General features: G+C 66.6%; 25 protein-coding genes. 14 read left to right on the top strand and 11 right to left on the bottom strand.

All coding sequences use genetic code 11. The annotated features are described in order from the left end of the window. The first annotated feature begins 46 nt into the window (after nucleotides 1-46). Nucleotides 47-694 (top strand): TetR/AcrR family transcriptional regulator, encoded by a 648-nt coding sequence (locus A5740_RS16650; protein ID WP_076195665.1) that lies wholly within the window; start codon nucleotides 47-49, stop codon nucleotides 692-694. Nucleotides 695-711: 17 nt separating this feature from the next. Beyond that, entirely contained in the window at nucleotides 712-2,259 is a 1,548-nt protein-coding gene (locus A5740_RS16645; RefSeq protein ID WP_076195663.1) for a carotenoid oxygenase family protein, read from the top strand. Between the two features lies 1 nt (nucleotide 2,260). Here the strand turns inward: A5740_RS16645 and A5740_RS16640 are convergent, their stop codons facing one another. Then, entirely contained in the window at nucleotides 2,261-4,429 is a 2,169-nt protein-coding gene (locus A5740_RS16640) for an acyltransferase family protein (RefSeq protein WP_175616273.1), read from the bottom strand. A gap of 72 nt (nucleotides 4,430-4,501) precedes the next feature. Between A5740_RS16640 and A5740_RS16635 the strand changes: the two genes are divergently transcribed. From A5740_RS16635 to A5740_RS16625, 3 genes are all read left to right on the top strand, one after another. Further along, on the top strand, nucleotides 4,502-4,903 hold the full coding sequence (locus A5740_RS16635; RefSeq protein ID WP_076195659.1) for a ribonuclease domain-containing protein: 402 nt from the start codon (nucleotides 4,502-4,504) through the stop codon (nucleotides 4,901-4,903). After that, nucleotides 4,900-5,178 (top strand): barstar family protein, encoded by a 279-nt coding sequence (locus A5740_RS16630; protein WP_076195657.1) that lies wholly within the window; start codon nucleotides 4,900-4,902, stop codon nucleotides 5,176-5,178. The genes A5740_RS16635 and A5740_RS16630 overlap by 4 nt, the downstream gene beginning before the upstream one ends. A gap of 285 nt (nucleotides 5,179-5,463) precedes the next feature. Further along, nucleotides 5,464-5,895, top strand: coding sequence for an adenylate/guanylate cyclase domain-containing protein (locus tag A5740_RS16625; protein WP_139335173.1), 432 nt, complete (start codon nucleotides 5,464-5,466; stop codon nucleotides 5,893-5,895). Here A5740_RS16625 and A5740_RS16620 read toward each other — a convergent pair whose 3' ends face one another. The 8 genes from A5740_RS16620 to A5740_RS16585 all read right to left on the bottom strand — a co-directional run bounded on the left by A5740_RS16620 (nucleotide 5,896) and on the right by A5740_RS16585 (nucleotide 14,743). Further along, the gene (locus A5740_RS16620; protein ID WP_076195653.1) at nucleotides 5,896-6,975 is read right to left on the bottom strand and encodes a phosphodiester glycosidase family protein; all 1,080 of its coding nucleotides are present in this window, start codon (nucleotides 6,973-6,975) and stop codon (nucleotides 5,896-5,898) included. Between the two features lie 63 nt (nucleotides 6,976-7,038). Beyond that, nucleotides 7,039-7,767 (bottom strand): TMEM165/GDT1 family protein, encoded by a 729-nt coding sequence (locus A5740_RS16615; RefSeq protein WP_076195651.1) that lies wholly within the window; start codon nucleotides 7,765-7,767, stop codon nucleotides 7,039-7,041. Nucleotides 7,768-8,067: 300 nt separating this feature from the next. Continuing rightward, nucleotides 8,068-10,455 carry an excinuclease ABC subunit UvrA gene (locus tag A5740_RS16610; RefSeq protein ID WP_076195649.1) on the bottom strand — a complete coding sequence of 796 codons (2,388 nt, stop codon included), beginning with the start codon at nucleotides 10,453-10,455 and terminating at the stop codon, nucleotides 8,068-8,070. A gap of 3 nt (nucleotides 10,456-10,458) precedes the next feature. Beyond that, nucleotides 10,459-10,878, bottom strand: coding sequence for a VOC family protein (locus tag A5740_RS16605; RefSeq protein WP_076195647.1), 420 nt, complete (start codon nucleotides 10,876-10,878; stop codon nucleotides 10,459-10,461). Between the two features lie 5 nt (nucleotides 10,879-10,883). Beyond that, nucleotides 10,884-11,318 carry a helix-turn-helix transcriptional regulator gene (locus A5740_RS16600; protein WP_076195645.1) on the bottom strand — a complete coding sequence of 145 codons (435 nt, stop codon included), beginning with the start codon at nucleotides 11,316-11,318 and terminating at the stop codon, nucleotides 10,884-10,886. 16 nt (nucleotides 11,319-11,334) lie between these two features. Next, nucleotides 11,335-12,579, bottom strand: coding sequence for an MFS transporter (locus A5740_RS16595; protein ID WP_076195643.1), 1,245 nt, complete (start codon nucleotides 12,577-12,579; stop codon nucleotides 11,335-11,337). A 198-nt stretch (nucleotides 12,580-12,777) separates the two neighbouring features. Beyond that, entirely contained in the window at nucleotides 12,778-14,043 is a 1,266-nt protein-coding gene (locus tag A5740_RS16590; RefSeq protein WP_076195641.1) for a sorbosone dehydrogenase family protein, read from the bottom strand. Next, nucleotides 14,021-14,743, bottom strand: a complete 723-nt coding sequence (locus A5740_RS16585) for a pirin-like bicupin family protein (RefSeq protein ID WP_076195639.1) — start codon at nucleotides 14,741-14,743, stop codon at nucleotides 14,021-14,023. The genes A5740_RS16590 and A5740_RS16585 overlap by 23 nt, the downstream gene beginning before the upstream one ends. A 60-nt stretch (nucleotides 14,744-14,803) precedes the next feature. Between A5740_RS16585 and A5740_RS16580 the strand changes: the two genes are divergently transcribed. Further along, nucleotides 14,804-15,580, top strand: coding sequence for an SDR family NAD(P)-dependent oxidoreductase (locus A5740_RS16580; RefSeq protein ID WP_076195637.1), 777 nt, complete (start codon nucleotides 14,804-14,806; stop codon nucleotides 15,578-15,580). A 136-nt stretch (nucleotides 15,581-15,716) separates the two neighbouring features. Continuing rightward, entirely contained in the window at nucleotides 15,717-16,589 is an 873-nt protein-coding gene (locus tag A5740_RS16575) for a hypothetical protein (protein ID WP_139335172.1), read from the top strand. Between the two features lie 78 nt (nucleotides 16,590-16,667). On the opposite strand, the gene A5740_RS16570 is transcribed toward A5740_RS16575, so the two are convergent. After that, nucleotides 16,668-17,792, bottom strand: coding sequence for an NDMA-dependent alcohol dehydrogenase (locus tag A5740_RS16570; protein WP_076195633.1), 1,125 nt, complete (start codon nucleotides 17,790-17,792; stop codon nucleotides 16,668-16,670). A 131-nt stretch (nucleotides 17,793-17,923) separates the two neighbouring features. Between A5740_RS16570 and A5740_RS16565 the strand changes: the two genes are divergently transcribed. Further along, nucleotides 17,924-18,415: a VOC family protein gene (locus tag A5740_RS16565; protein WP_076195631.1), complete on the top strand. Its 492-nt coding sequence runs from the start codon at nucleotides 17,924-17,926 to the stop codon at nucleotides 18,413-18,415. Between the two features lie 64 nt (nucleotides 18,416-18,479). Here A5740_RS16565 and A5740_RS16560 read toward each other — a convergent pair whose 3' ends face one another. Next, complete coding sequence (locus A5740_RS16560; RefSeq protein ID WP_076195628.1) at nucleotides 18,480-19,514, bottom strand: sigma-70 family RNA polymerase sigma factor; 1,035 nt, start codon at nucleotides 19,512-19,514, stop codon at nucleotides 18,480-18,482. A 24-nt stretch (nucleotides 19,515-19,538) separates the two neighbouring features. Here A5740_RS16560 and A5740_RS16555 point away from each other — a divergent pair, with 24 nt between their 5' ends. The 6 genes from A5740_RS16555 to A5740_RS16530 all read left to right on the top strand — a co-directional run bounded on the left by A5740_RS16555 (nucleotide 19,539) and on the right by A5740_RS16530 (nucleotide 26,663). After that, nucleotides 19,539-20,378 (top strand): alpha/beta hydrolase, encoded by an 840-nt coding sequence (locus A5740_RS16555; protein WP_076195626.1) that lies wholly within the window; start codon nucleotides 19,539-19,541, stop codon nucleotides 20,376-20,378. Then, entirely contained in the window at nucleotides 20,375-21,364 is a 990-nt protein-coding gene (locus A5740_RS16550) for a hypothetical protein (RefSeq protein WP_076195624.1), read from the top strand. Before A5740_RS16555 ends, A5740_RS16550 begins: the two co-directional genes overlap by 4 nt. A gap of 114 nt (nucleotides 21,365-21,478) precedes the next feature. Beyond that, on the top strand, nucleotides 21,479-22,222 hold the full coding sequence (locus A5740_RS16545; protein WP_076195622.1) for a DUF2786 domain-containing protein: 744 nt from the start codon (nucleotides 21,479-21,481) through the stop codon (nucleotides 22,220-22,222). Further along, nucleotides 22,219-22,689 (top strand): TIGR04338 family metallohydrolase, encoded by a 471-nt coding sequence (locus A5740_RS16540; protein WP_076195620.1) that lies wholly within the window; start codon nucleotides 22,219-22,221, stop codon nucleotides 22,687-22,689. Before A5740_RS16545 ends, A5740_RS16540 begins: the two co-directional genes overlap by 4 nt. 49 nt (nucleotides 22,690-22,738) lie before the next feature. Next, nucleotides 22,739-25,897, top strand: a complete 3,159-nt coding sequence (locus A5740_RS16535) for an adenylate/guanylate cyclase domain-containing protein (protein ID WP_076195618.1) — start codon at nucleotides 22,739-22,741, stop codon at nucleotides 25,895-25,897. 109 nt (nucleotides 25,898-26,006) lie between these two features. Beyond that, nucleotides 26,007-26,663, top strand: coding sequence for an O-methyltransferase (locus A5740_RS16530; RefSeq protein WP_076195616.1), 657 nt, complete (start codon nucleotides 26,007-26,009; stop codon nucleotides 26,661-26,663). The last annotated feature ends 139 nt before the right edge of the window (nucleotides 26,664-26,802 follow it).

Below are 26,802 nucleotides of genomic sequence, written 5' to 3'. Positions count from 1 at the left end.
GCTGCGCGGAAAACCTGGAGGCACCGGCAGAACCTACGATTGGGCGGTGACTGCGGCAAGGCGTGGGCGCGGTAGACCCGCCGGACCAGGTGTCGACATCGAGCAACGGCGCTCGGACCTGCTCGACGCCGCCGAGCGCGCGATCCGGGCTCATGGGCCCGATGTGGGAATCGCCGAGGTGGCCAAGGAGGCCGGCTTCGTGCGCTCGGCCGTCTACGCCGTCTTCCCGAACCGGTCGGCCATCTTGTCCGCGCTGGGTGAGCGTCAGGCCCGACGACTTCTGATCGAGATCACCAGACGTGCTGACGGTTCGGCGGATCTGCGGCAGCGGATGTGGCTGTTTTTCGACGTGATCTGCGGATGGATGCAGGACGATCCCCACCTGTATCGGGCGCTCGGCATGCACGCCGCCAGTGGTGATGAGATGCCGGGCATCTTCGACGAACTCGCGGCCGCGGTCGAGGTGATGCTGGCGGCATCGATGGCGGGCAGCGGGGCAGATACCGCAGCCGCCGCGCCGTGGGCCCGGGCGATCGTCGGATCGGCCATGGTCAGCGCGCAGTGGTGGATCCGGGATTCGGACATGCCCCGGTCCGAGCTCGTCGACCATCTCACGACGTTGTGCTGGGACGGTGGGGCGGCACTGCCGTTCAACACTTTCGACGTAAAGGCTATTGACAGCGGACAGTCATAAAAGACACGATGTCTTTTATGACTGCTCCCGCGGCACCACACGTCGACGGTCCTTCGCGCTATTGGGAGGACGTCCCCGGCGAACATGATCTGACGTTGACCGAGATCACCGGCGCCCTGCCGGAAGGCCTGACCGGCACTCTCTACCGCAACGGGTCCGGCCGCTGGAACATCGGCACATCGCGGGTGGACAGCTTGTTCGACGCCGACGGCATGGTGGTCGCCTTCGCGATCGACGGCAGCGGGGTGCGGTTCAAGAACCGGTTCGTCCGCACCGAGCATTACCTGACCACCACGGCGGCCGGCCGGATGGTCAAACGTGGGTTCTCCTATCAGCGCCCAGGTGGCATGCGGGCCAACGCCTTTCGGCTGCCCGCCAACACCGCGAACACCAACGTGATGATCGGACACGATCAACTGCTCGCCCTATGGGAGGGTGGGCGCCCGCACGGCATGGATCTCGACACGCTCAACACCATCGGGATGTGCAGCCTCGACGGCGTCCTCAAGGGCCCGATCGGCGCCTATTCGGCGCACTACACGTATGACGCGACGACGGATTCGCGGGTCAACTTCGGTTTCGAGCCGTACTTTCCGCGCCTCGACCTTCGCCACGTCCGCAGCGCGCCGACGCCGGACGAGAAGCTGCGGCGCCTGCGGGAACTTGTCGGGGAGGCAATTCCGCGGGTCCGGTTGCGGTTGTACGAGACCGACAACCGCGGTTTCACGCGGTATCTGCGGGCGGTGCCGCTACCTGGCATGGGGCTGATCCACGACATGGCGCTGACGCCGCGCTACGCGGTGTTCATGCTCTCCCCGCTACGAATCAATCCCTGGGCCCTGCTCGGGCGCCAATCCTATTGGGATGCCATCAAGTTCAAGCGGAACGAACCGTCGTACTTCATCCTCGCCCCACGCGACGGCGGCAAGGTCCGGGTGATCGAGACCGACCCGTTCTACATGTGGCATTACGCCAACGCCTATGAGGAGGGTGCCGACGTGGTGGTCGAGTTACCGCGGTTCGCGCCCGAAACCTTCGGCGGGATGCAGGCCTGGGCGTCCGACAGCCGCAGCGACATGTCGCAGCTGTACCAGGACGTCGCGCCCGAGGCATTGCCGGATACGGTGCGGCTGACCCGCTTCCGCATCACCCCTGACGATCGGGTCGAGACAGAACCGCTGGCCCAGATGGGGTGTGAATTCCCCCAGATCGACCAGCGGCGGTCAACCCAGCCGCACGCGGTGACCTACGTGACCGTGCCCACCGACGGGGAGGGGAGCGGGGAGGGCATCGGCCGGTTCGACCATGCCGATGGCGCCGTGCAGACCTATTGCCCGGCAGGTCACAAACTCGTCGAACCGATCTTCGTGTCCCGCCCGGGCAGCACCGACGAGGCCGATGGCTGGCTGCTGACCGTGGGTTACGACGAAATCCAACACCGCAGCCGGCTCATGGTGTTCGACGCGCCGCGAGTCGATGCGGGTCCGATCGCCGAGGCCTGGCTGCCGTTCCACCTGCCGATGAGTTATCACGGTGCGTTCACCGAACGGATCGCCGCGTTCTGATTCAGTTGGGCGCCAACGAACTTACGGCCAGTCGGCCCAGCACCGGCGCCAGCTGTTGCGCATACTCGGCGGTGATGTGGTTGTCGTCGCGGAACACCAGGGTGTTGCCGACGATCACCGGGCACCGCCGGTCGGTGCAGAAGTACTGGTCCAAGCGTGCATACTGTCCGCCCCCGGCGTGCACCGCTGCCATTTCAGCGGCGACACCCGCGTCGTTCACCGCCACCGAGCGGTCTGGAGCGCATGCCGTGGCCTCGTCCATATGTGCTGACAAGCAGGTGGGCACCGTGGTGTGTGGATCAGGCACCGGTCCGAGCACCAACACCCGGGCCCCGGTGCCGTGCAGCTGTGAAACGAGTTGGCGCAGCCCGTCCAGCCAGGTCTGGTCGTAGCTCACGAACCCGAAATCCGCGCCGTAACGACGCACCATGTCCAGCACGATCAACGCCGGTGGTTCCTCGGCGATGCGGGCCAGCACGTCGGCCCGCCACTGCTTGCACTCGGTGAACTCGCGGTCCAGATACGGACTGAGGATCGGCAGCTTCATTGGCGGGCAGGTGACCTTGGCGAAGGTTTCCAGCCGCCAACCATGTTGTTGCGCCGCGGTTTTCAAGGCCGGGTGCCACATCCCGGCGTGCGAGTCGCCGATCAGCGCCACCCGGGTGGCCGAATCGGCTACTCCCGACACGCATTCCGGTATGGCGATCGCCTGCCAGGACAGCACGCAGCCGTTGACGAATACCTCGGGCTTGGTGATATTGCCCAGCGGGGGTGTCAGATTCGACGGCACTGCCCGTACCTCGGCCGATGCGGCGACGGCCGCCACCACCTGTTGCTCCGGCGTCAGCGTCGGCGCCGCCGCGCGGGGCGTGACGACCGCGGCCACCGGGACGGCCGCCGGCCCGGAACCCGTCGGCACCGGACGCACCGCCAACAACGCCAGGCCCGCACACACCGCGACGCCGGTAGCGGTCGCACCCAGGGTCAGGCTGCGCCATGACGAGGCCCGCAGCGCAGCGGCGAACCGCGCCGGGTTCTCGACCAGGTGCAGCGTCAGGATCGCCAGGCCCAGCGACATCAGCACCAGTGCCAACCGTCCGGCCAGCCCCACAGCGTGACCGAAAAGCGCCGGGGTCAACAGCAAGACGGGCCAGTGCCACAGATACCACGAGTAGGACACCCGGCCCAGACCGCGCATCCACGGTTTCGACAGCAGCCGGCCCACTCCGAGATCGGGGATCGCACATCCCGCGCCGATCACCAGCGCGGTGCCCAAGACCGGCAGCACCGCCGCGGACCCGGGATAGGGCGTGAATGTCCCGAGTTGTGTGCAGGTGGCCAGGATCAACGCCAGGCCGCCCCAGCCGACCAGCGCCGCGCACACCGGCGGCAGGCTGCGCCAGTGGGTTGCCGTCAGCGCGATCAGCCCGCCGGCGGCCAGCTCCCAGGCCCGGGTCGGCAGGGAGAAGAACGCCCACGGCGGCATGGTCTCGGTCCAGGCCAGCGACAACATGAGCGACGCGCCGGCCACCGCGGCCAGCACGCCGGCGTAGGGAAGAGCAGAGCGCGTGCCGCGGCCACTGCGTCTCAGAACCCACGCCACGGCCAGGATCAGGGCCGGCCACAACAGATAGAACTGCTCCTCGACGCCGAGTGACCAGTAGTGCTGCAGCGGTGAAGGGGTGCCCTCTCCAGCCAGATAGTCGGTGCCCTCTCCGGCCAGATAGTCGGTACCCTCCACCGCGAAGCGGTAGTTACCGACATACAGTGCGCCGGCGATCGCATCGGCAAGCACCGACCGGGCCTGCAATGGCGGCAACAATATTGCCGCCCCCACCGACGTCGTCACCAGAACCAGCGCGGCGGCCGGCAGCAGCCGCCGCGCGCGTCCGGCGTAGAACCGGGCCAGGTGGACCGTCCCGGTGCCCGACGCTTCGCGCCACAGCAACCCGGTGATGAGGAATCCCGACACGACGAAGAACACGTCCACGCCGATGAACCCGCCGCCGATCCCGGGCAACCCAGCATGGAACAACACCACCGCCAGCACGGCGACTGCCCGCAGGCCTTCGATATCGGGACGGAACTGCTTGTCGGACACGGAGTTACGGCCACTCGCAGGGTTGCCGCGGCGGACTGTGGGCCGAGAAGGGGTGGTCACTCTGTTCACTCGAGTAACGATCGTCGCACGCCGACCTCGGTTGACCTTGGATTTGCGCGCCCTGTTGCTAGCCTCATCCCGATGGGACGATCACGCCTTGCGGTGCTGGCAGTGCTGTGCGGGCTGCTGTCTGGCGCGTGTTCTCCCGCCGGGCCCGAGGCGGCACCGGCGAAATCTCCGGTCGCCGACGGCACCTGCCGACTCGGCACCCTCCCCCCCGAGGCGCAACACACCGTGGACCTCATCGAATCCGGTGGGCCGTTCCCATACCCACGCAACGACGGCGTCGTCTTCGGCAATTACGAAGGCCGGCTACCCCGACACGAACGTGGCTACTACCACGAGTACACGGTGCCGACGCCCGGTCTCACTCATCGCGGCACGCGCCGCATCGTCACCGGCGGCACACCGGTGGACCACCCGCCCGAGTATTACTACACCGGCGACCATTACGAATCCTTCTGCCTGATCGGAGGCATGTGAAGACGTATCTGATCGATGGGACCAAGGTGGGGTCCAAGGCCGACTTCTTCACCGAGATCGGTCGCGCGGTCAACGGTGACGGCGGGTACTTCGGCTCGAATCTCGATGCGCTGGCCGACTGCCTGCGCGGCGGTTTCGGCACCCCGGACAACCGCAGGTTTCGGTTCGTCATGACCTCCTACCGCAACATCAAGGAAGCCCTCGGAGAGGACACCTGGAGCACGGTGCTGTCGATCTTTGCCGTCGAGGGCGTCGACCTGTGGTTGGAGAACTGAGCCTGTCCAGCAAATAGTGGACGGGACTACTTACGCGCTTCCCACCTGCGGAAGATCGGTACGGTCGCAGCCTGGCAACCGGTTTCTCTGGCAACGCGATTGGTGTCGAGCAGGGATCGAGCCAATGCGGCTAAGCTGGCACTCTGCGTGCCGTCTGGCGCGAGGTAAGTGGCGACAACAGGCGGGAGCAACGGGCGCGTGACCGAACGGCTACCGATCGACACGACGTGGCTGATGGCACGCACCGAAGGGTCTGCCGATCTGTGGCAAACACAGTCCCGCGAGATGGTCGCTGCGCTGCCGTATTTCCGGGCGACGGTGGTCCATGTGGTTGCTCTCCATGACGGCGTCTTGTCGGCCCGGCGGGCTGCCTGCGACAGCTTCGTGGCAACGTTCGATCGCCCCGCCGATGCGGTGTCCTGCGCATTGCAACTGCAACTGGCGCCGTTGGATCCCTTCGACTTGTGCATCGGCATCCACAGCATCCGTACCGGGGCGCGGTGCCTGCGCGACATCGCCCACGGCGGACAGACCCTCGTCTCGGGCGCGACGGCCGTATCGGCCGATGAACTTCCCTCCGGCGCCGGCCTGAAACACCTCGGCGATCACCGCATGGACAACGCAGCCCACCAGATTCTGCAGTTGCGCCACCCAGGGCTGCGCCGTTACCTGCCCTCTGTGCCGAAACCTGTTCTGGCCGAGGTTCTCACGAACTGATCAGTTGAAGGCCAACCAGCTGGGCAGGGCCCGTTCACGGGAATCGCACAGCACCTGACGGGTGTCGCAGTTGCCGCGCGGCGATCCGGCTCCGCTCCACATGCCACCGGTGTCGCGGCGCAGCACGATCGCCGACGAACCGCCGCCGTCGAGCAGGATCGCGTTGTCGGCGCCCAGGCCGCGGAACAGGTCCTGCATGTTGTCCGGCGTGTAGCTGCCACCCTGGAACACGTAGAGCAGATCGGCGGACCGGTTGTAGCCGACGGCGGTGCGTGCTGCGCTGGGCCCGTTGTCGTTGAGCTGACCGGTGTCTCCGGGCGCCAGCAGTCCGATCCCGGCGACCGCCACGAACCGGGCGTTCTGATCCAACAGTCTCTGGATGACCGGCGACGCCGAGTCGTAGTCATCGCGTCCCTTGGGCATCACCACATACGGGGCCCCGCCCATCGGAAGGATCATGGTGGCCAGGGCCGACCAGTGCTCGTTGCCGCCGGACAGCCCCTGCTTGCCGGCGTAAGCCAGGGTGCCGGTGACCGCGGCGTTGGCCCGGCCCTGTCCGCGGGTGTTGTCGACGTACGCGCCCAGCGGAGACGAGCACTTGGTGTCGCGCCACGAGCCGCCTTTCTGCCCGCGCACGTCGAAGAAGTTGGCGTTGACCGCGATGGTGGGTTGCCCCAGCACCTGCCAGGCGGCCAGCGGGGCATAGGTTTCCGACGCCTGCCAGAGCCCTTCGCCGGTACGGGCGCCGGGGGTCCGCTCGCAGCGGGACTGATATCCCTGATGGGTATCGACCAACAACCGCGGGTTGAGCCGGCCGGAGGCATTCTTCATCGCCATCAGATGGCCGCCGTTGTTCAGGGTGTAGGCGCGCCCGTCGGCCGTCAGGAACGGCGCGGCGAACTGCCCCCCGAAGTTGTAGACGAGATAGGCACCCTTGGTGTTGGCGATCGCCCCGAGCAGGAGCGCTTTGGCGTCCTCGGCGCGCGCGATCGGGGCGCCGGTGGTGGCCAGGGCCGCGCAGACGGCAGTGGCGGTGACTGTTGCGACCGCACACTTGAGAAGCTTTGCCAGGTACGGCACGGATTACACAATAACCACACAGGAAACTCTGTCAACATCCGTAACGGCCTGGTCACGGCGGGGTCAAGGTGTGATCGCCCCCGGCCGGCCGGCGTTCGTCGGGTCCGCGGCGGGTTTGCGCAACGCGGCCGGGCGCAAACGCTCCGGGAGCGCGCGCAGGATCGCGGCGCACAGCGCGGTCACGGCCACGGCGCCGGCCATGGTCAACAGCGCCGGGGCGGACGGGAACGCGCCCTCCAACAGCATCGACACCCCGAAAATGACGAACAGCGCCGCTGCCCCGAGTTGGATGACCCGCTCGGGCAGGTGCTTGCCCGCAATGGCCCCGACCAGGATGGCCAGCGCGTCAGCGGCCACCATGCCGATGGTGGAGCCGATCCACACGCCCACCCAGTCGTTGTCGGCGGCCAGCGTGATCGTCGCGAGCATGGTCTTGTCGCCGAGCTCGGCGAGGAGGAAAGCCGAGGTGACGGTGAAAAATGCCGGGGCGGTCGAACGCTGGGCCCGGGTCGCCTCGTCGTCGGACAACGAGTCGCCACGCAAGGTCCACAACCCGAAGAACACGAACGCGACGCCGGCGAGGATGCCGAGCAGGTGGGTCGGCAGCGCCGCGCCCAGGTAGTGGCCGACGGCGACGGAGATGAGGTGCACGGCGGTGGTGGCCGCGGTGATGCCGACGAGGACGACCCACCAGCGGTAGCGCAGCGCGAAGGTCATCGCCATCAGCTGCGACTTGTCACCCAGTTCTGCCACGAAGATGACGGCGAAGCTCAAGAGCAAGGCAGCGAGCACGCACCAACTCCTCGGTCGGTGGCTGCCGTCGGGGGCGGAAAAGATGCCTCCGGCCGGCAACCCAGTGGTCTACGGCCGAAGGTCTCGCCCACCGGTCGTGACCGGTTCGGATACCCGGGCCGCTGCGTCACGCTGCGCGGCCAGTATGTCGAATATCCGATTGGGGGCTACTCCCCTTCGCTGCGCTCCACCATACGCACGCCGATGGGGATGGCGCAAACCGTCCCCATCGAAAGTGCTTATCGGCCAATAAGTTTGGGAGTTGACACGCGAAAGTTCGGGTGTCCTGACAAATCCGCCTCAGGTACCCACATATTCGGCGAGGTGCCGGCCGGTCAGGGTTCCGGGCTTGGCGACCAGATCGGCCGGAGTGCCCTCGAAGACCACGCGGCCACCGTCGTGGCCCGCGCCGGGGCCCAGATCGATGATCCAGTCGGCGTGGGCCATCACGGCCTGGTGATGTTCGATCACGACCACCGACTTACCCGAGTCCACCAACCGGTCCAGCAGGCCGAGCAGCTGTTCGACATCGGCCAGGTGCAGGCCCGTGGTCGGCTCGTCGAGGATGTAGACGTCACTTTTGTCGGCCCCGGTGTTTCCGAGCGCGGCGGCGAGCTTGAGCCGCTGGCGCTCACCGCCCGACAGCGTGGTCAATGGTTGACCGAGGGTCAGGTAGCCCAGGCCCACATCCGCCATCCGGTCGAGAATTTTCAGCGCCGCAGGCACTTTGGCGTCACCGGCGGCGAAGTACCGCTGTGCCTCGGTCACCGGCATGGCCAGCACCTCGGCGATGTTGCGCCCGCCGAACGTGTATTGCAGTACCGAGGCGCCGAACCGCCTGCCCTCACACTCCTCGCAGGTGGTTTCGACGGTGGCCATCACGCCGAGGTCGGTGTAGATCACCCCGGCGCCGTTGCAGGCAGGGCAGGCGCCCTCCGAATTCGAGCTGAACAGCGCCGGTTTGACGTCGTTGGCCTTGGCGAAGGCCTTGCGGATCGGGTCGAGCAGCCCGGTGTAGGTCGCCGGATTGCTGCGGCGCGATCCGCGGATGGGGCTCTGATCGACGATCATGACGCCGCCGCGCCCGGCCACCGACCCGTCGATCAATGAACTCTTGCCCGAACCCGCCACGCCGGTGATCACCGTCAGCACGCCCAAGGGAATGTCGACGTCCACCTCGCGCAGGTTGTACGTGTCCGCCCCACGGACCTCCAAGGCGCCGTTGGCCTTCCGCACCTCGTCCTTCAAGGACACGCGGTACCCCAGGTGGCGTCCGGTGATCGTGTCGCTGGCCCGCAGGCCCGCGACGTCGCCTTCGAACACCACCTCGCCACCGGCCGCACCGGCGCCCGGGCCCAGATCGACCACATGGTCGGCGATCGCGATCGTCTCCGGCTTGTGCTCGACGACCAGCACGGTGTTGCCCTTGTCGCGCAGCGCCAGCAGCAGGTTGTTCATCCGGGCGATGTCGTGTGGATGCAGGCCGATGGTGGGTTCGTCGAAGACATAGGTGACATCGGTCAGAGACGAGCCGAGATGACGAATCATCTTGACCCGCTGAGCTTCTCCGCCGGAGAGGGTTCCGGCCGGCCGGTCGAGGGACAGATAGCCCAACCCGATCTCGACGAACGAGTCGAGCGTGTGTTGCAGTGCCGCCAGGAGCGGGGCCACGGACTTGGCCGCCGATGTCTTCGCGAGGCTTCCGAGCCAGGCGGCCAGGTCGGTGAGCTGCATCGCGGCGCACTCGGCGATGTTGACGCCCTTGATCTTCACCGAGCGCGCGGTCTCCGACAGGCGGGTACCGTCGCAGTCCGGACAGGTGGCGAACGTGACCGCTCGCTCGACGAACGCGCGAATGTGCGGCTGCATGGCCTCGACATCCTTGGCCAGGAACGACTTCTGGATCTGCGGGATCAAGCCGAGATAGGTCAGGTTGACCCCGTCCACCTTGAGCTTGGTGGACTCCTTGTGCAGCAGCGCGTCGAGCTCTTTCTTGGTGAACGTGTTGATCGGCTTGTCTGGATCGAAGAACCCGCAACCGCGGAAGATCCGGCCGTACCAGCCGTCCATACTGAAGCCGGGGATGGTCAGCGCACCTTCGTTCAGCGATTTGGTGTCGTCATACAGCGCAGTCAGGTCGATGTCGTTGACCGCGCCACGGCCCTCGCAGCGCGGGCACATGCCCCCGACGATGTTGAACTCACGCCGTTCCTTGACGGTGCGTCCGCCCTTGTCCAGCGTCACCGCACCGGCTCCGCTGACCGAGGCCACGTTGAACGAAAATGCTTGCGGCGAGCCGATATGCGGGGCGCCCAGCCGGCTGAACAAGATCCGCAACATCGCACCGGTGTCGGTGGCGGTGCCGACCGTCGAACGCGGGTCGGATCCGATGCGCTGCTGGTCGACGATGATCGCGGTGGTCAGACCGTCCAGCACATCGACCTCGGGCCGGGCCAGGTTCGGCATGAAACCCTGCACGAAGGCGCTGTAGGTCTCGTTGATCAGGCGCTGGGATTCGGCGGCGATCGTGTCGAACACCAGCGAGCTCTTGCCCGAGCCGGAGACACCGGTGAACACCGTCAACCGACGTTTGGGCAGCTCGATGTCGACATCTTTGAGGTTGTTCTCCCGGGCGCCGGTGACGCGGATCAGATCGTGACTGTCGGCGGGATGGCTCGTGGCGCTCATCGGCTAACGCAACTCCTGGATACGGATCATCGTTCCGGCCGGGTCACGGACGGCGCAGTCGCGCACACCGTAGGGCTGATCGGTCGGTTCCTGCACGATCTCGGTGTCTGTTGCCTGTAGCTTCTCGAACGTGGCCGCCAGATCCTTGGTGGCCAGCACGACGATCGCGTATGTGCCCTTGGCCATCATCTCGGTGATCACGCGGCGCTCGTCGTCGGTGATTCCCGGATCGGCGGCCGGCGGGTGCAACACGATCGCGGTGTCGGGCTGGCCGACCGGGCCGACGGTGATCCAGCGCATCGTGCCGCTGCCGACGTCGAGCCGGACCTCGAAGCCCAGCACGTCGCGATAGAACGCCAGCGAGGCCTCCGGATCTTCGTGCGGCAGGAACGTGTTGTGGATTCTGATGTGGGGGTCGGTCATGTTTGTCACGTTAGGTGCAGGCCCACGGCGGCCGCTTCTCGATTCCTGATCGGTTTGGTCACGTGCTTCTCCAGGCATGACGGCAGGCCGTCGCGCGCGTCCGCGGTCTGTTCGCGGTACCGGCTCGGCGGCATCCCGACGAGCTCGGTGAACCGCGTGGAGAACGTGCCCAGCGACGAACAGCCGACCGCGAAACACACCTCGGTGACCGACATGTCACCGCGGCGCAGCAGCGCCATCGCGCGCTCGATGCGACGCGTCATCAGGTACGAATACGGTGACTCGCCGTAGGCGAGCTTGAACTGCCGCGACAGATGCCCGGACGACATGTTCACCCCACGGGCAAGGGCTTCGACGTTCAGCGGCTGCGCATACTCGCGGTCGATTCGGTCCCGGACCCGGCGTAGCAGTTTGAGATCGGCGGGCGATTGGTCGGGCACACCGGCGATCGTACGTCTACGGGGCGGCGTCAGCGGTGCGGCGCGAAGCCCACCGGGATGCCGCGGCCAGGGCACCGAGACCGATGGACAGGGCGATGATCATCGCGAATCCCCACCGTGACCCGTGGTGTTCGGACACCACGCCGGCAAGTGCCGCCCCGATGGCGTTGCCGCCGATCAGAGCGCTGGAGAGGGTGCTCATGTAGAGGCTGTCGCGACCGGCCGGGGTGTGATCGCCGGCGAGTTGGTAGACGGTGACGATGATCGGTCCGATGCCCAGGCCCAGCAATGCGAGAACTCCCGCCAGCAGCCATGTTTCGGTAACGCTGACCATTGCTGCGCTGACGGCGACGGCCAGGGCGGCGGCCGCCAGCCACCGCCGGTACAAGTTCGCCGAGGACTGCATCAGTCCGACGCCGATCGACGCCGCACCCGAACCGACGCCGAAACCCGCATAGATCAGACCCGCACTGGAGATGGCGCCGTGTTCCTCGGCGAAAGCGATGACCGACGTGACCTGGCAGCCCAGCAGAGCGCCGATGACAGCCATCGTGGCGATCAAAGTGAACCGGTCAGCGCGAAGCAGTGTGCTCAGCGGCGCGGCCGATGCCGAGTGCACCGTCACCCGCGGCACGATCTCGACGCTGCGGTGCCGGCTGAACAGGAAACCGAACACCACGACGATCGCGATGCATGCCACCAAGGGGGTGGGCGCTGCAGCGTAGGACAACACGCCGACGATCACCGGGCCGAACACGAATGTCAGTTCGTCGGCCAACGTCTCGTAACCGAAGGCCGCGCCTTTGACCCGGGTGCGTTCGGAGTCGGGCACATGCGTGTCGATCACGGTGCTCCAGCGGACCCGGGCGAACGGACCCACCGGGATGACGGTCAAGCCGGTGAGGGCGGTGACGGCCAGCAGCAGCGGCAGTCGCCCGGCAGCGGTGGCGATCACCGCCGCGATCGCCATGGCGTTGGCGACCAGCAGGACGTAACCGACGCGGCGTTGACCGAATCGGTCCGCACAACTACCGGCCAGCGGACCCCCGATCGCCGCGCCCAGCGCATAACACCCGCCGGCCAGGCCGCCGTCGGCGATCGAGTCGCGGATGGCGGCGACATAGGCGCTGATGCCCAGCGTGAGCATCGCGATCGGAAGGCGCGCTACGAGCGCGATCGGGAAGAACGAGAGCCCGGAGTGACGGGACAGGAAGCGCAGCGGACGGCCGGCAACGGTACCGCTGGGAGTGGTGGTGGTCAACGATCAGCCTTGTTCATAGGGACGCCGAAGCGGCGTGTCGACGTCCCACCAACACCGTCAACACCCGGACCCAATGACTAGGACGCGTGCGTCCCGACATAGCTACGTGCTGTATCAGGTTAAATCCGGCTCTTCGAGCCCGTCAAATGAGCTGTGACACAGAGCTGTACGACGACGGTTTGGTGAGCCGGGCGACAACTAGCCCGGTGCGCCCAGGCGATATACCGCGCCGGCGTAGTCGTCGGTGATGTACACCGCCCCGTCCGGTCCCGTCACCGCCGAAACCGGACGTCCCCAACGGCTGCCGTCGTCGGCCTGGAAACCGCCGACCAGCGTCTGCTGTGGACCCAATGTGCCGTTGTGCCAGCCGAAGAACGACACCTCGGGGGCTTGGGGATGTTGCCGGTTCCACGATCCGTGCACCCCGACGAGCGCTCCGGGGCCGTAGGGTTGCGGCAACTGGGCGAAACTCATTCCCAATGGCGCCGAATGGGCGCCCAGCGTCTGTTCGACCGGTGCCAGTGCCGCGCAATCCATCTTGCTGCCGTCGGCGTTGGTCTGCATGTCCCGGATGAATCCCGCCGGCGGTGGCCCGTCGGGATTGCAATAAGGCCAACCCAATTCGCGTCCCGGCGTCAACTTCGCGACCGACTCCGGGGGGTGGTCGTCGACATAGTCCTGGCGCACCCGGCCCTGCGGATCGGCGACGTCGTCGCGGTTGTTCACCGCCGTCCACAGCGAGCCGTCCGGGGCGACGGCCAGGCCGGTGCCGTTGCGGACCCCGGTGGCGAACGGTTCGGCCGGCCCGCCGCCGGGTGGCACCCGCATGATGGTGGCCCGCGGCGGGGTGGCGGTGCGGTCCTCGGCCGAGACGTTGCCCGTCGAACCGATCGAGAAGTACACCGCGCCATCGGTTCCCACTACCACGCTCTTCAGCGCGTGGGCATAGGCGCCGTGCAGATCGGCGCTCTTGGCGTCGGGCAGTTGATCGACGACGGTGCGGCGATTGACCGCCCGGCCGTCCACATAGTCGTAGGCGTCGATGCGGTTGCTCTCGGCCACGTACAGCGTCGACCCGGCGAAGTACAGGCCATGCGGCTGCTCGAGCCCCTCGAGCAGCGGGCGCTGGTCGGGGTGCACCGTCAGCACCTGCCCGGTGGCCGGCACCGACACCAGCAACGCGCCGTCCGGGGCGAATGCGGCCATCCTGGCCTTGGGTATCCGGGCGATCACCTCGATGGTCCACCCGGCCGGGACCTGGGCTCGACGCGGCTGATCGAGCGGGGCCTGGGCGAATCGCTCCGGAACCTGCAGGAGCACCGACGCCAGACCGGCGGGCGGTTGCTCAGAGCGCGACGGCGACGGGGCCGGCGGCGGCGGTCCGGTTTCGGGCTCTGCTCCACACGCGGCCAGCGTGGCCGCGGTGATCACTGCGATCGCGCTACGCGCCGCCCAAACCCGCATTCATCTCCCAGATCAGTATTTCGGCCGCGTCGTCTGCCGTGATGCGCTGCCCGCCGGCATCGGTGATGCGGGCGGCGTCGCCTTCGGCCAACGGCCCCGAACCCTCCAGCGTGACCGCGCCACGGGCGACGAACAGATGGACGTAGCGGGCCTGCGGCAGCGTCACCGAGTCGCCGGGCTGCAACCGCGCGCCGTAGAGCGTGGCATTGCGGTTGTGCAGGGTGACGGCCGCATCGCGGGTGCCCGACGCGATCGGGGTCAGCGAGTTCGTCAGCTCGATCTCCTGCTGCTGATAACTCGGCGTCACCCCGGCTTCATCGGGTAGCACCCACATCTGGATGAAATGTACCGGCTCGGTGTCAGACCCGTTCTTCTCCGAATGCTGCACGCCGGTGCCCGCCGACATTCGTTGGGCCAGACCGGGATAGATCACCCCGGAGTTGCCCATCGAATCTTTATGCGCCAATTGCCCGGACAGCACCCAGGTGACGATCTCCATGTCGCGGTGCGGATGGGTATCAAACCCCGCGGCCGGCGCCACGATGTCGTCGTTGTTCACCAGCAGCAGGCCGTGGTGGGTGTTGGTCGAATCGTAGTAGTCGGCGAAGGAGAACGAATGCCGTGATTGCAGCCAGTCGGTCGTGCTGAGGCCGCGGTCCTCGGCGCGCCGAAGGTCGACCTTGGACGTCCCGGTAGCCATGGCGCCAGCCTACCGAGGGCACTCCCAACCGACCGGTGGATAGGGCTCTAGTCTGTTGGCGTGGATATCAACGGAGCGAGCGCCATCGTCACCGGTGGCGCGTCAGGTATCGGCGCGGCAACCGCCCGCCAGTTGGCTGCCAAGGGAGCCCGCGTCGTCGTGGCTGACCTGCAGGCGGATAAGGGCGAGGCCCTGGCCAAGGAGATCGGCGGCGCTTTCGTCAGCGTCGACGTCACCAGCACCGAGCAGATCGAGGCTGCGGTCAACAAGGCCGCCGAACTCGGCCCGCTGCGCGCCCTGGTGAACTCGGCCGGCATCGGCTGGGCCCAGCGCACCATCGGCAAGGACGGCGAATTCGCCTCCGCGCACAACCTCGACGCCTACAAGAAGGTTCTGGCGATCAACCTGGTCGGCACCTTCGACTGCATCCGGCTGGCCGCCACCGCGATGAGCCGCAACGAGCTCACCGACACCGGCGAGCGCGGCGCCATCGTCAACATGACCAGCGTCGCGGCCTTCGACGGCCAGATCGGCCAGGCCGCTTACTCCTCGTCCAAGGGCGGCGTTGTCGGCCTGACCCTGCCGGTGGCCCGCGATCTGTCGGCGGTGGGCATCCGCGTCAACACCGTGGCGCCCGGTCTGATCGACACCCCGATCTACGGCGAGGGCGAGGCCTCCGAAGCATTCAAGGCCAAGCTCGGCGAGTCGGTGCTGTTCCCGCACCGCCTCGGCAAGCCCGACGAGCTGGCCTCGATGGTCGTCGAGCTGCTGACCAACTCGTACATGAACGCCGAGGTGGTCCGCGTCGACGGCGGCATCCGGATGCCCCCGAAGTAACCTCCTCCCGCGAACAGACACAAAACTGCCCCTTTTCACGCGAAAAGGGGCAGTTTTGTGTCTGCTCGGCGAGTTATCCACAGGGGATTCGGCCTCACAGTGGCGGCCACGCGACACCTCCGCAAACATCACCGCCATGGTGTTCGAGGCCGTTTTCGCCCGCAACGACGGCGTTGCGACGACCGAGCAGCTGCTCAACGCAACCACCTACCGGACTCTTGCCCGGCGGATCCGGGACGGCAAGGTGTTCCGCGTGTGGCACGGCGTCTACTCGCTGCGGCCGCCCGACACCAGGACCCGGCTACGCGCACTCGACCTGCTCGCGAGAACTCCGGTCGTCGGCTGCATGAACACCGCTGCGCAGATCTACGGCTTTGACACCGAACCTGATGACCGTCTTCATATCCTCGACCCGGGTGTGCGCGTGCGGCCATCGCCGGAACTCATGGTGCATCAGCGAATTGGCGCTCCGCTCAAAAAGGTTGACGGTCGCCTGCTGACCGCACCGGCGTGGACGGCGGTTGAGATGGCTCGTGCCCTTCGTCGCCCGCGTGCATTGGCGACCCTTGACGCGGCACTGCGCAGCGGTACCTGCTCAAGGGCTGACCTGGAAAGCGCGGTGCACGAGCAACGCGGACGTCGCGGCATCGTGAAGGTTCGTGGACTGCTACCTCACGCTGACGCACGGGCCGAGTCGCCGATGGAATCCGAGATGCGACTGGTTTTCATCGACTGGGGGCTGCCTATCCCGGAACTGCAGTACGAAATCCAGGATCGGCACGGAATGGTGTGGCGGGTGGACTTTGCTTGGCCGGAATTCCGGGTGGCTGCGGAGTATGACAGTGTCGATTGGCACACCAATTCTGAAGCGTTCAAGCATGATCGGATGAAAGTTGCGCGGTTACAGGAGATCAACTGGATTACCGTACCGGCGGTGGTTGACGACGTCCGGCGCTATCCCGCCGAACTATGCGCGCGGATCGCATGCGAATTCGACCGCGCCGCCTAAGTTTCCCCCGCGAACAGACATAAAACTGCCCCTTTTCACGCGAAAAGGGGCAGTTTTATGTCTGCTCGGCGGAAAAAGTTACCAGTCAGCCTCGTCGAACTTGATGACACCGCGAATGTTGTTGCCGTCCAACATGTCCTGGTAGCCGGTGTTGATGTCTTCGAGCTTGTAGGTCCGGGTGATCATGTCGTCGAGGTTGAGCAGGCCGGACTTGTACAGCGCCGCCAGCCGCGGGGTCTCCACGTGTGAGCTGCCACCACCGAAGATGTTGCCCTTCAACGTCTTCTGCAGCATGGTGAACAGGAACAGGTTGAGCTTCACGTCGGCGTCCATCATCGACCCCATGCCCGTCACCACGCAGGTGCCGGTCTTGGCGGTCAGGATCATCGCCTCTTCGATGTACTCGCCCTTCATCTCGCCGACGGCGATGATGACCTTGTCGCCCATCAGGCCGTGGGTGACATCGATGACCGGCGCGATGGCCTCGGCCATCGACGGGTACACGTGCGTGGCGCCGAACTTGATGGCCTGCTCACGCTTCCATTCGTTGGGATCGATCGCGATGACGTGCTTGGCGCCCGAGATGACCGCACCCTGAAGCGCGCTCATGCCGATACCGCCGACGCCGACGATGATGGCGGTCTCGCCAGGCTTGATGTCGGCGACGTTGGTGGCCGAGCCGAAACCGGTCGGCACTGCGCAGCCCATGATCGCCGCGGTCTCGAACGGGATGTCCTTGTCGATCTTGACGACCGAATCCTTGTGCACCGTCATGTACGGCGAGAAGGTGCCGAGCAGGTTCATCGGGGACACCTCGCGGCCACCGGCGTGGATGCGGCTGGTGCCGTCGGCGATGGCCTTGCCGCCGAGCAATACGGCACCACGGTCACACAGGGAGCGGAAGCCCTTCAGACACGGCGGGCATTCGCCGCACGCGGGGATGAAGGCGAGGATGACATGGTCGCCCTCCTCCAGGCCGGTGACGTTCTTGCCGACCTTGGTGACGACGCCGGCGCCCTCGTGGCCACCGAGTGCGGGCAGTCCGATCGGGGTGGCCCCGGTGGTGATGTGGTAGTCGGAGTGGCACATGCCCGCGGCATGCATCCGGATCTGTACTTCGTCGGCGACGGGATCGCCGAGGTCGATCTCGTCGACCTGGAATGGCGAGTTGAGTTCCCAGAGCAGGGCGCCTTTGGTCTTCATGGGAGGCGATAATAGAACAGGTTGCAGTACTGCCGGGTAGCTGGCCTCTGACCTGGTGTTATCCGGGCTTCATTTCGTTGTCGAGTGACCCCTGGCGATGAATTTGGGGCCCGCTACCGGTCTACCCCGACATGACCGAGATCAGCGTAAGCATCGTCCCCAACCTGTGGTTCGACCGCGAGGCCGAGCAGGCCGCACAGCACTACATCGCCGCGTTCGGCGGCAATGGCCGCATCGTCAAGACCATCGCCTCCCACCCTGATTCGCCCTCACCGCAGGACGTGCCGGTGGTGGTGGAATTCGAGCTGTCCGGCCAGCGCTTCGTCGGCATCAACGGCGGCCCGCAGTTCACCTTCACCGAGGCCGTCTCCCTGGAGGTGCGCGTCACCGGCCAACAACAGCTCGACGAGGTCTGGGCGGCCCTGGTGGAGGGCGGCGAGGAGCTGCCCTGCGGCTGGCTCAAGGACAAGTACGGGCTGGCATGGCAGATCACCCCGACGGAGTACTACGACCTCCTGGACCAGGGAGACTCCGCAGCCGACGCCAGGTTGATGTCTGCGGTGCTCAGCACCCACGGCAAGTTCGATATCGCGGCGTTGCAGGCGGCCCATCGGTCAGATTGAGGCTTCAGTGGCCAGTTATCCCCCGCCATTGCCCAGATCGCGTGGCACCACGGGTCGTTCGGCGCTAACGCGCGTCCAGAACAGCGGGCAGCCCGAACTTCTCGAACAATGACTCCTCCATGAACGCCACCACGTGCGAGATTCCGCCAGGACGCACCTCCAGAACATGCAGCTGGAACGCCTCGTGCCGGCCGGTCTCGCGGTTGAGCATGTACATCGCCGCGGCGGGCTGGCCGTTGGCGGAAGTCGCCAGAAAGCGCATGTCGCCGGGCTCCTCGGCCGGGCATTTGTAGCGGGACAAGTCGCCGATGGCCTGCGGTCCCTGGTACCAGCTGTCGAACGGCGGCATCTCCCAGATCGCCTCGGCGGTGAACAGCTCGACCAGCTTGTCGATGTCGTACGCCTCGAACGCGGCCATGTAGTTGCGCAGCAGGTTCTGGGCGTGTGGGGAATCCGGTGGGTCGACCTCGTCGTCCTGGCTCGGCCCGACCGCATCGAGCTGGGCCCTGGCCCGCTGCAGCAGGCTGTTGACCGCTGCCGTTGACGTTCCGATGGCGCCGGCAACTTCGGCGGCTTTCCACTGCAGCACCTCGCGCAGCACCAGCACCGCGCGTTGGCGCGCGGACAGATGCTGCAAGGCCGCGACGAACGCCAACCGCACCGAGTCACGGGTCCCGACGATCGTGCTGGGATCTGCCGGGTCGTCGGCGGAATCAGGCAACGGCTGCAGCCACGGCACCTCGTGGTGCTCGGCGATCTCATCGGTGCCTGCTGAGCTCGGATTGCCCAGGCCCGACGGCAGCGGGCGGCGTTGCTTGCCTTCCAGAGCGGTCAGACAAGTATTGGTGGCGATGCGGTACAGCCAGGTGCGCACCGAGGATTTACCCTCGAATCCCCCGTACGCCTTCCAGGCGCGCAGGTAGGTTTCCTGCACCAGATCCTCGGCATCATGAAGCGAGCCGGTCATCCGGTAGCAGTGCGCGAGCAGCTCGCGGCGATAGCGCTGGGCGTCAGCAAGAAATGCATCGGCAGGACTGTCGTCATCGAGGCGGTGGGCGAGGACCGTCACATTCGCGAGCTTACGCAGCAGCCCCGACAACTTCGATCGAATACGCTCGCCAGGGTGACCAGCACGTGCAGTGAACAGACCTTCGACGGCGTCGGCGGCGTCCGCATCGTCTACGACGTATGGATTCCGGAAGGCGCACCGCGCGGTGTCGTCATCCTCTCGCACGGTCTGGGTGAACACGCTGGGCGCTATCACCACGTCGCGCAACGCTTCGGCGACGCCGGGCTCATCGTCTATGCCCTGGACCACCGTGGTCACGGCCGGTCGGGCGGCAAGCGCGTGTACCTGCAGGACATGTCCGAATACGTCGAGGACTTCCACACTCTGGTCGGCATCGCAGCCGCGGCGCACCCGCGGCTGCCGCGACTCGTGCTCGGCCACAGCATGGGCGGCGGGATCGTCTTCAGCTACGGCGTCGAATACCCCGACGAGTACACCGCGATGGTGCTGTCCGGGCCCGCGGTGGCCGCCCAGGACGCGGTCTCTCCGGTACTGGTGGTCGTCGCCAAGGCGCTCGGCAAAATTGCGCCCGGGCTGCCGGTGGAGAGTCTGGACGTCGACGCGGTCTCCCGCGACCCGGAGGTGGTCGCGGCCTACAAGGCCGATCCGTTGGTCTGGCACGGCAAGGTCCCGGCCGGCATCGCCCGGGCACTGATCATCGTGGGGCAGACCATGCCGCAACGCGCGTCGGCCCTGACCGCGCCGCTGCTGGTCGTGCACGGTGAGAAAGACCGCCTGGTGCTCGCCGAGGGTAGCCGCCGGCTGGTCGAATGCGTCGCCTCGCCGGATGTACACCTCAAGGTCTACCCGGGTCTGTACCACGAGGTTTTCAACGAACCCGAGAAGCAACTGGTGCTCGACGACGTGACGGCCTGGATCGAGACGCACCTGTGAGAAGGCTTGTGGTGGCGTTGCTCTCGGTTCTGATGGTGGCCGGCTGTGGGTCCGAGGCGCCGAAGCAGGCCGAGCAACCGACCTGGACGGACACCGACGTCACGTTCGACGCCGACGGTCTGACCATCCACGGAAGCTACCGGCACCAGGGCGTGAAAGGTCCAGCCGCACTGCTCATCTCCGAGAGCGGGCCCACCGACCGCAACGGTGACAACAAGGTCGTCGGACCCATCGGCAACATGCGCCAGCTGGCCGAATCACTGTCGGACGTCGGTGTTGCCAGCCTGCGCTACGACAAGATCGGCACCGGGGCCACCAAACTCGGTCCATACCAGAGCAGGCCCACCGAGGTGGTCAGCGGTGTCTACACCACGGGCGCAGCTGCCGCCCTGCGGTTCTTGGTCGATCAGCCCGACACCGATGCGTCGAAGTTGTCCATCTACGCCGTGGGTGAAGGCGCCATCCACGCCCTGACCCTGGCCGGCGTCGCGGATCCAAAGGTCCACTCCCTGGCTCTCTTTCAGCCGCTGAGCGGTCGTTATCTGGACATCATCACCAACCGGGTGCGCGCCGGGGCCACCCCCGAGGTGCTCAGCGCGTGGCTCGCGGCCGTCGACGAGATCCGCACCAAGGGCACCGTGCCCGCCGATCTCCCCGAGGGGCTGAGCGCGATCGTCAACAAGGACAACCTCAACGCCATCCTCGAGGCCGACAAGATCGACCCGCTGCAGTTGGCCGGTGCGCTGCCCGACGGTATGCCGGTGCTGCTCACCTGCTCGGACTCCGACGCCCAGGCCAACTGTGCGACCGAACGACCGTTGATCGACGCGCTGGGGCACACCGCGCTGACGGTCGTCGAGCTCAAGGGGGTCAACCATGTGTTGCGCGACGATCCCACCGACAACATTGCCGGTTACGGCAAGCCCGGCCCGTTGTCACCCCAGGTGGTGGATGCCATCGGCAAGTTTGTCGGTGCCGGTGGCTAGGTTGGTCGCGTGAGCTACGAGCGAGAAGCGGAGCGGATCGCGCTATGAGTGACGAGCGAGAAGCGGAGCGGATCGCGCTATGAGTGACGAGCGAGAAGCGGAGCGGATCGCGCTATGAGTGACGACAAGATGCTGGCGCGGATCGCCGCTCTGCTGCGTCAGGCCGAGGGTACCGACAACCTGCACGAGGCGGAGGCATTCATGGCCGCCGCCCAGCGGCTGGCCACTGCCACCTCGATCGACCTGGCGGTGGCACGCGCGCACTCGGACCAGCGGACCAAAGCGCAGATGCCGGTGCAGCGCACCATCACCATCGGTGCGGCCGGAACCAAGGGGCTGCGCACCTATGTGCAGTTGTTCGTGATGATCGGGCAGGCCAACGACGTGAAGTGCGACGTGGCGTCCAACTCGACCTTCGTCTACGCCTACGGGTTCGCCGAGGATATCGATGCCACCCACGCGCTCTACACCAGCCTGCTGCTGCAGATGGTCAAGGCGTCCGAGGCCTACATCGCCTCGGGTGCCCACAGGCCCACCCCGACCATCACCGCGCGACTCAACTTCCAGCTCGCCTTCGGTGCGCGTATCGGCCAGCGGCTGACCCAGGCCCGCGAAGAGGCGCACCGCGAGGTCGACGAGGCCGACCGCCCGGGTACCGCCATCGCCTTGCGGGACAAGGACATCGAGCTGCGCAGCTTCTATCGGGAAACCTCGCAGGCCCGTGGGACGTGGCGAGCGTCGAGTGCGTCGGCGGGGTACTCGTCGGCCGCCCGGCGGGCCGGGGACCGCGCCGGTCGCCACGCCCGGATCGGGCCGGTCACGGAGATCTCCGGCGCCCGCGGCGCCCTGGAGCGATGACCGCCCGGGACACCCAACGCGCCAAGGTTTACGCGGCCGAACAGTTCGTGCGCACCATGTTTGACCGTGCGGCACAACATAGTTCGCGCGCCATCGACTTCTTCGGTATGTCCCTGACGTTACCGCCCGAGGCGAAATTCGGATCCGTGGAATCGGTGCAGCGTTACGTCGACGACGTGGTCGCCCAGGTGGGGGCGCGGCCGTTGGCGGTCCGCCGCCGCCGCGGAGCCACCGCCGCGCACTACGAGCTGATCGAGGACAAGGCCGTCATCGCCGTACCCGAGCATGACACCTGGGCCCTGCGAGAATTGGTGATACTGCACGAGGTTGCCCACCACCTGAGCCCCGGCGGCCCGGCACACGGCCCCGACTTCGTGGCCACCTACTGCGAACTGTGCGAGACGGTCATGGGTCCGGAGGTCGGGCTGGTGCTGCGCATGGTCTACGCCAAAGAAGGTGTGGCCTGACCTCGGGTACGCAATCATTGCCATATTGACGCAATAGCTGGATTGGCGAATGGCTGCCGCGGTCGATGAGACGGCGCGCCGGTGCCCGTCGTGTGCCAGCGACCTGCGGGCGCGGGCACGATTCTGCGACATGTGCGGAACCGCGGTCGGCGGGCAGCCGGCGACCAGTGAATACAAACAGGTCACCGTTCTCTTCGCCGACGTCGTCGGCTCGATGAAACTCGCCGCCGCGCTCGATACGGAACGACTCCGCGAAATCATGAACGAGTTGTTCAACCAGGCCGCGAGTGTGGTGCAGCGTTACCGCGGGACCGTCGACAAGTTCACCGGGGACGGCCTGATGGCACTGTTCGGTGCGCCCGCTGCGCTTGAGGATCACGCCTTGCGAGGCTGCATCGCGGCGCTGGAGATCCAATCGGTCGCCGGAGCGCTCGCCGTCGAGGTGGCCCAGCGTGATGGTGTCGAGCTGAGCCTGCGGGTCGGACTGAACTCCGGTGACGTCGTCGCCGGGCAGATCGGCTCGGGCGGCTACACCGCCGTCGGCCACCCGGTCGGTCTCGCGCAGCGCATGGAATCGGTGGCCCCGGCGGGCGGGGTGATGTGCTCGGTGTCCACCGCCCGACTGGTCGAGGACGCTGCAGGGCTCGGCCCCAAAAAGTACGTCACGGTCAAGGGGTTCGAGGAGCCCGTGCCGGCCCGACAGCTGTACTCGGTGGAAACCGGCAGTGCGGTGCTGGGCCGAACCTCGGGTGTCCTGATGGGCCGTGCCGCGGAACTGAATCGACTGCAGGCGGCCTTTGACTCCCGCAGCGGTGAGTTCGTCGGTGTGATCGGCGAGCCGGGCCTGGGCAAGAGCCGGCTGGTCAGCCACTTCGCCGCGGCGGCGGAGCGTCAGGGGGCGCGGGTCGTGGTGGCCCGTGGCGAGGCGCACGCCTCCGTTCTGGCCTTTCGCATGCTCTCGCTATTGCTGCGCGGCATGTTCGGCGTGGATGGGCTGAGCCCGGATCTGGCCCGGACACGCACCATCGAGCAGTTCGACGGACGCTTGGCGGCGCACCTCCCGGATTCCGGTGTGTTGTTCGAGGCGATGGGAATCGGTGACGCCGGCACGCCCGATACGGGTGTCGCTCTGGAGGGCCGGCGACGAAGGCTGGTGGCACTCATGGCCACCGCCGTTCGGATGTCGTCCGTGCCGACGGTCTTCGTCCTCGAGGATGTGCACTGGATCGATGCGCCCAGTGACGAGGTGCTTGCCGATTTCGTGACCGAGATCGGTGATGTGGCGACAGCGACCGTCGTCGCCACCTATCGCCCCGAATATCACGGATCTCTGCGGAGCGACCGGTCGGCGACCATCAGGTTGCATCCGCTGAAGGCACCGGTGGCGGCCCGCCTGGTCGGTCACCTCCTCGGCGACGACCCGTCACTGTCCGGGCTGGCTGCTCGGATCGCCGCTGTGGCGGTGGGAAACCCGTACTTCGTCGAGGAGATCGTCCGCGATCTCGCCGGCCGGGGCGTGCTGGCGGGTAGTCGCGGAAACTATCGGATGACGAGCAATCTGGACCGCATCTCGGTGCCGCCGACGGTCCAGGCCGTCCTCGCGGCACGCATCGACCGGTTGACGGTGCATGCCAAGCGGACACTCAATGCGGCCGCAGTGATCGGCACGGATTTCGACGCCGACACCCTGCGCATGCTGCATCCGGAAGCCGAGGCGGACGGGTTGTCCGAGCTTGTCTCCGCAGAACTGATCGACCAAACGGAATTCCTTCCCCGACAACGGTATTGCTTCCATCATCCGCTGGTCCGCACGGTGGCGTATGAATCACAACTGAATCGAGACCGGGCGCGAGCCCACGGACGACTCGCCGCCGCCATCCAGCGGCGCGACCCCGGGGCTGCGGAGGAAAATGCCGCGTTGATCGCCGCCCACTTGGAGGCGGCCGGTGAACTGACTGCCGCATACGAGTGGCATATGCGTGCGGGGCAACGGATTCGACTGCGTGACATCCCAGCCGCGCGTGAGCAGTGGGAACATGCCCAGCGCATTGCCGACCGGCTGCCTCCTGACCAGCCCGGGTTGGCGGAAATGCGTGTGGCACCTCGTGCGCTGCTGGTGTCGACCTCGCTCTATGTGGGCAATGACACCGATACTGCGCAGCGTTATCGCGAATTCCGAGCTCTGGCCACGCGTTCCGACGATATGAGAGCACTCGCCATCGGAACCGCCGGGCAGCTGTGGTCTATCACGGTCAATGAGGAGAACCTTCGTGAGGCCGCAGCGCTTGCCTCGCAGTTACACCGGATGGCCGAGGACGCCCGATGGGACGCCGAGGCCACCGGCATCGTGGTGAATGCGGTCGCCTTCACAAAGCTGGCCAATTGTGAACTGGAGTCGGGGCTACAGGCCATCGACCTGTTGGACGCTGCCCGGACACCACGTACCGAACTTGCTCCAGCACAAGCGCTTCGTGGCGTCATGGAGCTCTGCCTGGGGCAACCCGAACGAGGACGCCGCCACCTGCGCGAAGGTATCGAATTCGCCCGATCGGATCGGCCGATGACGTTCACCCACACCGTGCTGTACGCGGGAGTGGCGGTGGCGCTCGGGTTGTGTCATGCCGACGAGTTTGTCGACTCTCTCGACGAGGCGGCGCGGGTGGCCGTGGAACTCGGTGACAGCAGCGGTGTCGTCTGCACGCATTGGGCCCGGGGCACTGCTGTACTACGAGCCGTGCCCCGGCCTGATGCGGCGGCAGTCGACCAACTGCGGCAGGCGCTTTCGTTCATCGACGGGCACCGCTCGATGACGTTCATCAAGCCCACCATCATCGCCGATCTTGCCCTCGATGCCGTCCACCACGGCGACCGGGCCCGGGGACTGGCCGAGCTGCGGTCCGGCTTCGCGAGGTACGGCGACATTGGCTCCAAGTTCTTTCTTGGATACCTCGGGGAGCCGCTCGTCGAACTTCTCGTCGCGTCGGGCTCCGAACTGGAGCGCGCCGAGGCCCACCGAATCCTGGAACACTGGCAAGAGCTACGACCCGGGATCCCGGCACTCGACCTGTGGTGGTTGCGGTCGCAGGCCTTGCTGGCGCACGCCGACGGGGATGTGCCGGGTGGCGCCGAACTGTCCGCGCAGTACCTGGCCTTGTGCGAAAAGCTGGACGCCCGAGGCCGGCTGGATGTCGCCCGCCGGATGACGTAAACGATGGCGACGATTCTGACCTACACCTCGCCGGCGCGCGGTCACCTGCTGCCGAGGGGGCGCTTGTAACCGAACTCTCGCGCCGAGGCCTGACGCTACTCTGGCGCACATGACCGAACCCCGTGATGTCGACGCCATGTTCACCGACGTGCTGCACACCGAGGATGATGCGCTGATCGCGGCGCGGGAATCCGCGCGGGCCGCCGACATGCCGGCCATCGAGGTGTCGGCGCAACACGGAAAGCTGTTGTCCTTGTTGACCACCATGGCCGGGGCGCGTCGGGTGTTGGAGATCGGGACGCTCGCCGGTTACAGCACCATCAACCTGGCCCGCGGTGTCGGACCGGACGGCAGCGTCGTCACGCTCGAGTACGAGCCTCGCCACGCCGAGGTGGCGCAGGCCAATTTCGCGCGCGCCGGTGTCGCGGACCGCATCGAGGTGATCGTCGGCGCTGCGCTGGACACGCTGCCACGGCTGGCCGAGCGCGGTGATGTCTTCGACCTGGTCTTCATCGACGCCGACAAGGAGAACAACGTCGGCTACGTCGAGTGGGCGATCAGAGTTGGCCGGCCAGGCTCGATCATCGTGGTGGACAACGTGACTCGGATGGGTCGAGTGCTGGCGCCCGCCGCCGATGACGCCCAGGCCCGGGGCGTCCGGGACATGCTGGAGATGATGGGCGACCATCCGCGATTGGACACTGCGGCCATTCAGACCGTGGGCACCAAAGGGTGGGACGGTTTCGCCGTCGCGCTGGTCACGTAGGCCCCAAACGCCACGAGCGTGCGCAGCCTGCTGGTGATCGACGGTGTGTCGACCGGCAGACCCGCACGCTAATGATTCCTATCAGCGTTTTGTTGTTGGGTTCGTGGGACTTGCTGCGAGATGCTGGTCGATGAGCCGC

Source organism: Mycobacterium sp. GA-1841 (assembly GCF_001954135.1).
GTDB lineage: Bacteria > Actinomycetota > Actinomycetes > Mycobacteriales > Mycobacteriaceae > Mycobacterium.
This window is presented reverse-complemented; position numbering and strand designations above follow the sequence as displayed.

Excerpts from the sequence above, each read along its gene's own strand:
- A5740_RS16645 (WP_076195663.1), top strand. The coding sequence starts at position 712 with ATGACTGCTCCCGCGGCACCACACGTCGACGGTCCTTCGCGCTATTGG.
- A5740_RS16635 (WP_076195659.1), top strand. The coding sequence starts at position 4,502 with ATGGGACGATCACGCCTTGCGGTGCTGGCAGTGCTGTGCGGGCTGCTG.
- A5740_RS16625 (WP_139335173.1), top strand. The coding sequence starts at position 5,464 with ATGGTCGCTGCGCTGCCGTATTTCCGGGCGACGGTGGTCCATGTGGTT.
- A5740_RS16610 (WP_076195649.1), bottom strand. The coding sequence starts at position 10,455 with ATGAGCGCCACGAGCCATCCCGCCGACAGTCACGATCTGATCCGCGTC.
- A5740_RS16605 (WP_076195647.1), bottom strand. The coding sequence starts at position 10,878 with ATGACCGACCCCCACATCAGAATCCACAACACGTTCCTGCCGCACGAA.
- A5740_RS16590 (WP_076195641.1), bottom strand. The coding sequence starts at position 14,043 with ATGCGGGTTTGGGCGGCGCGTAGCGCGATCGCAGTGATCACCGCGGCC.
- A5740_RS16585 (WP_076195639.1), bottom strand. The coding sequence starts at position 14,743 with ATGGCTACCGGGACGTCCAAGGTCGACCTTCGGCGCGCCGAGGACCGC.
- A5740_RS16575 (WP_139335172.1), top strand. The coding sequence starts at position 15,717 with ATGGTGTTCGAGGCCGTTTTCGCCCGCAACGACGGCGTTGCGACGACC.
- A5740_RS16570 (WP_076195633.1), bottom strand. The coding sequence starts at position 17,792 with ATGAAGACCAAAGGCGCCCTGCTCTGGGAACTCAACTCGCCATTCCAG.
- A5740_RS16565 (WP_076195631.1), top strand. The coding sequence starts at position 17,924 with ATGACCGAGATCAGCGTAAGCATCGTCCCCAACCTGTGGTTCGACCGC.
- A5740_RS16545 (WP_076195622.1), top strand. The coding sequence starts at position 21,479 with ATGAGTGACGACAAGATGCTGGCGCGGATCGCCGCTCTGCTGCGTCAG.
- A5740_RS16540 (WP_076195620.1), top strand. The coding sequence starts at position 22,219 with ATGACCGCCCGGGACACCCAACGCGCCAAGGTTTACGCGGCCGAACAG.
- A5740_RS16535 (WP_076195618.1), top strand. The coding sequence starts at position 22,739 with ATGGCTGCCGCGGTCGATGAGACGGCGCGCCGGTGCCCGTCGTGTGCC.
- A5740_RS16530 (WP_076195616.1), top strand. The coding sequence starts at position 26,007 with ATGACCGAACCCCGTGATGTCGACGCCATGTTCACCGACGTGCTGCAC.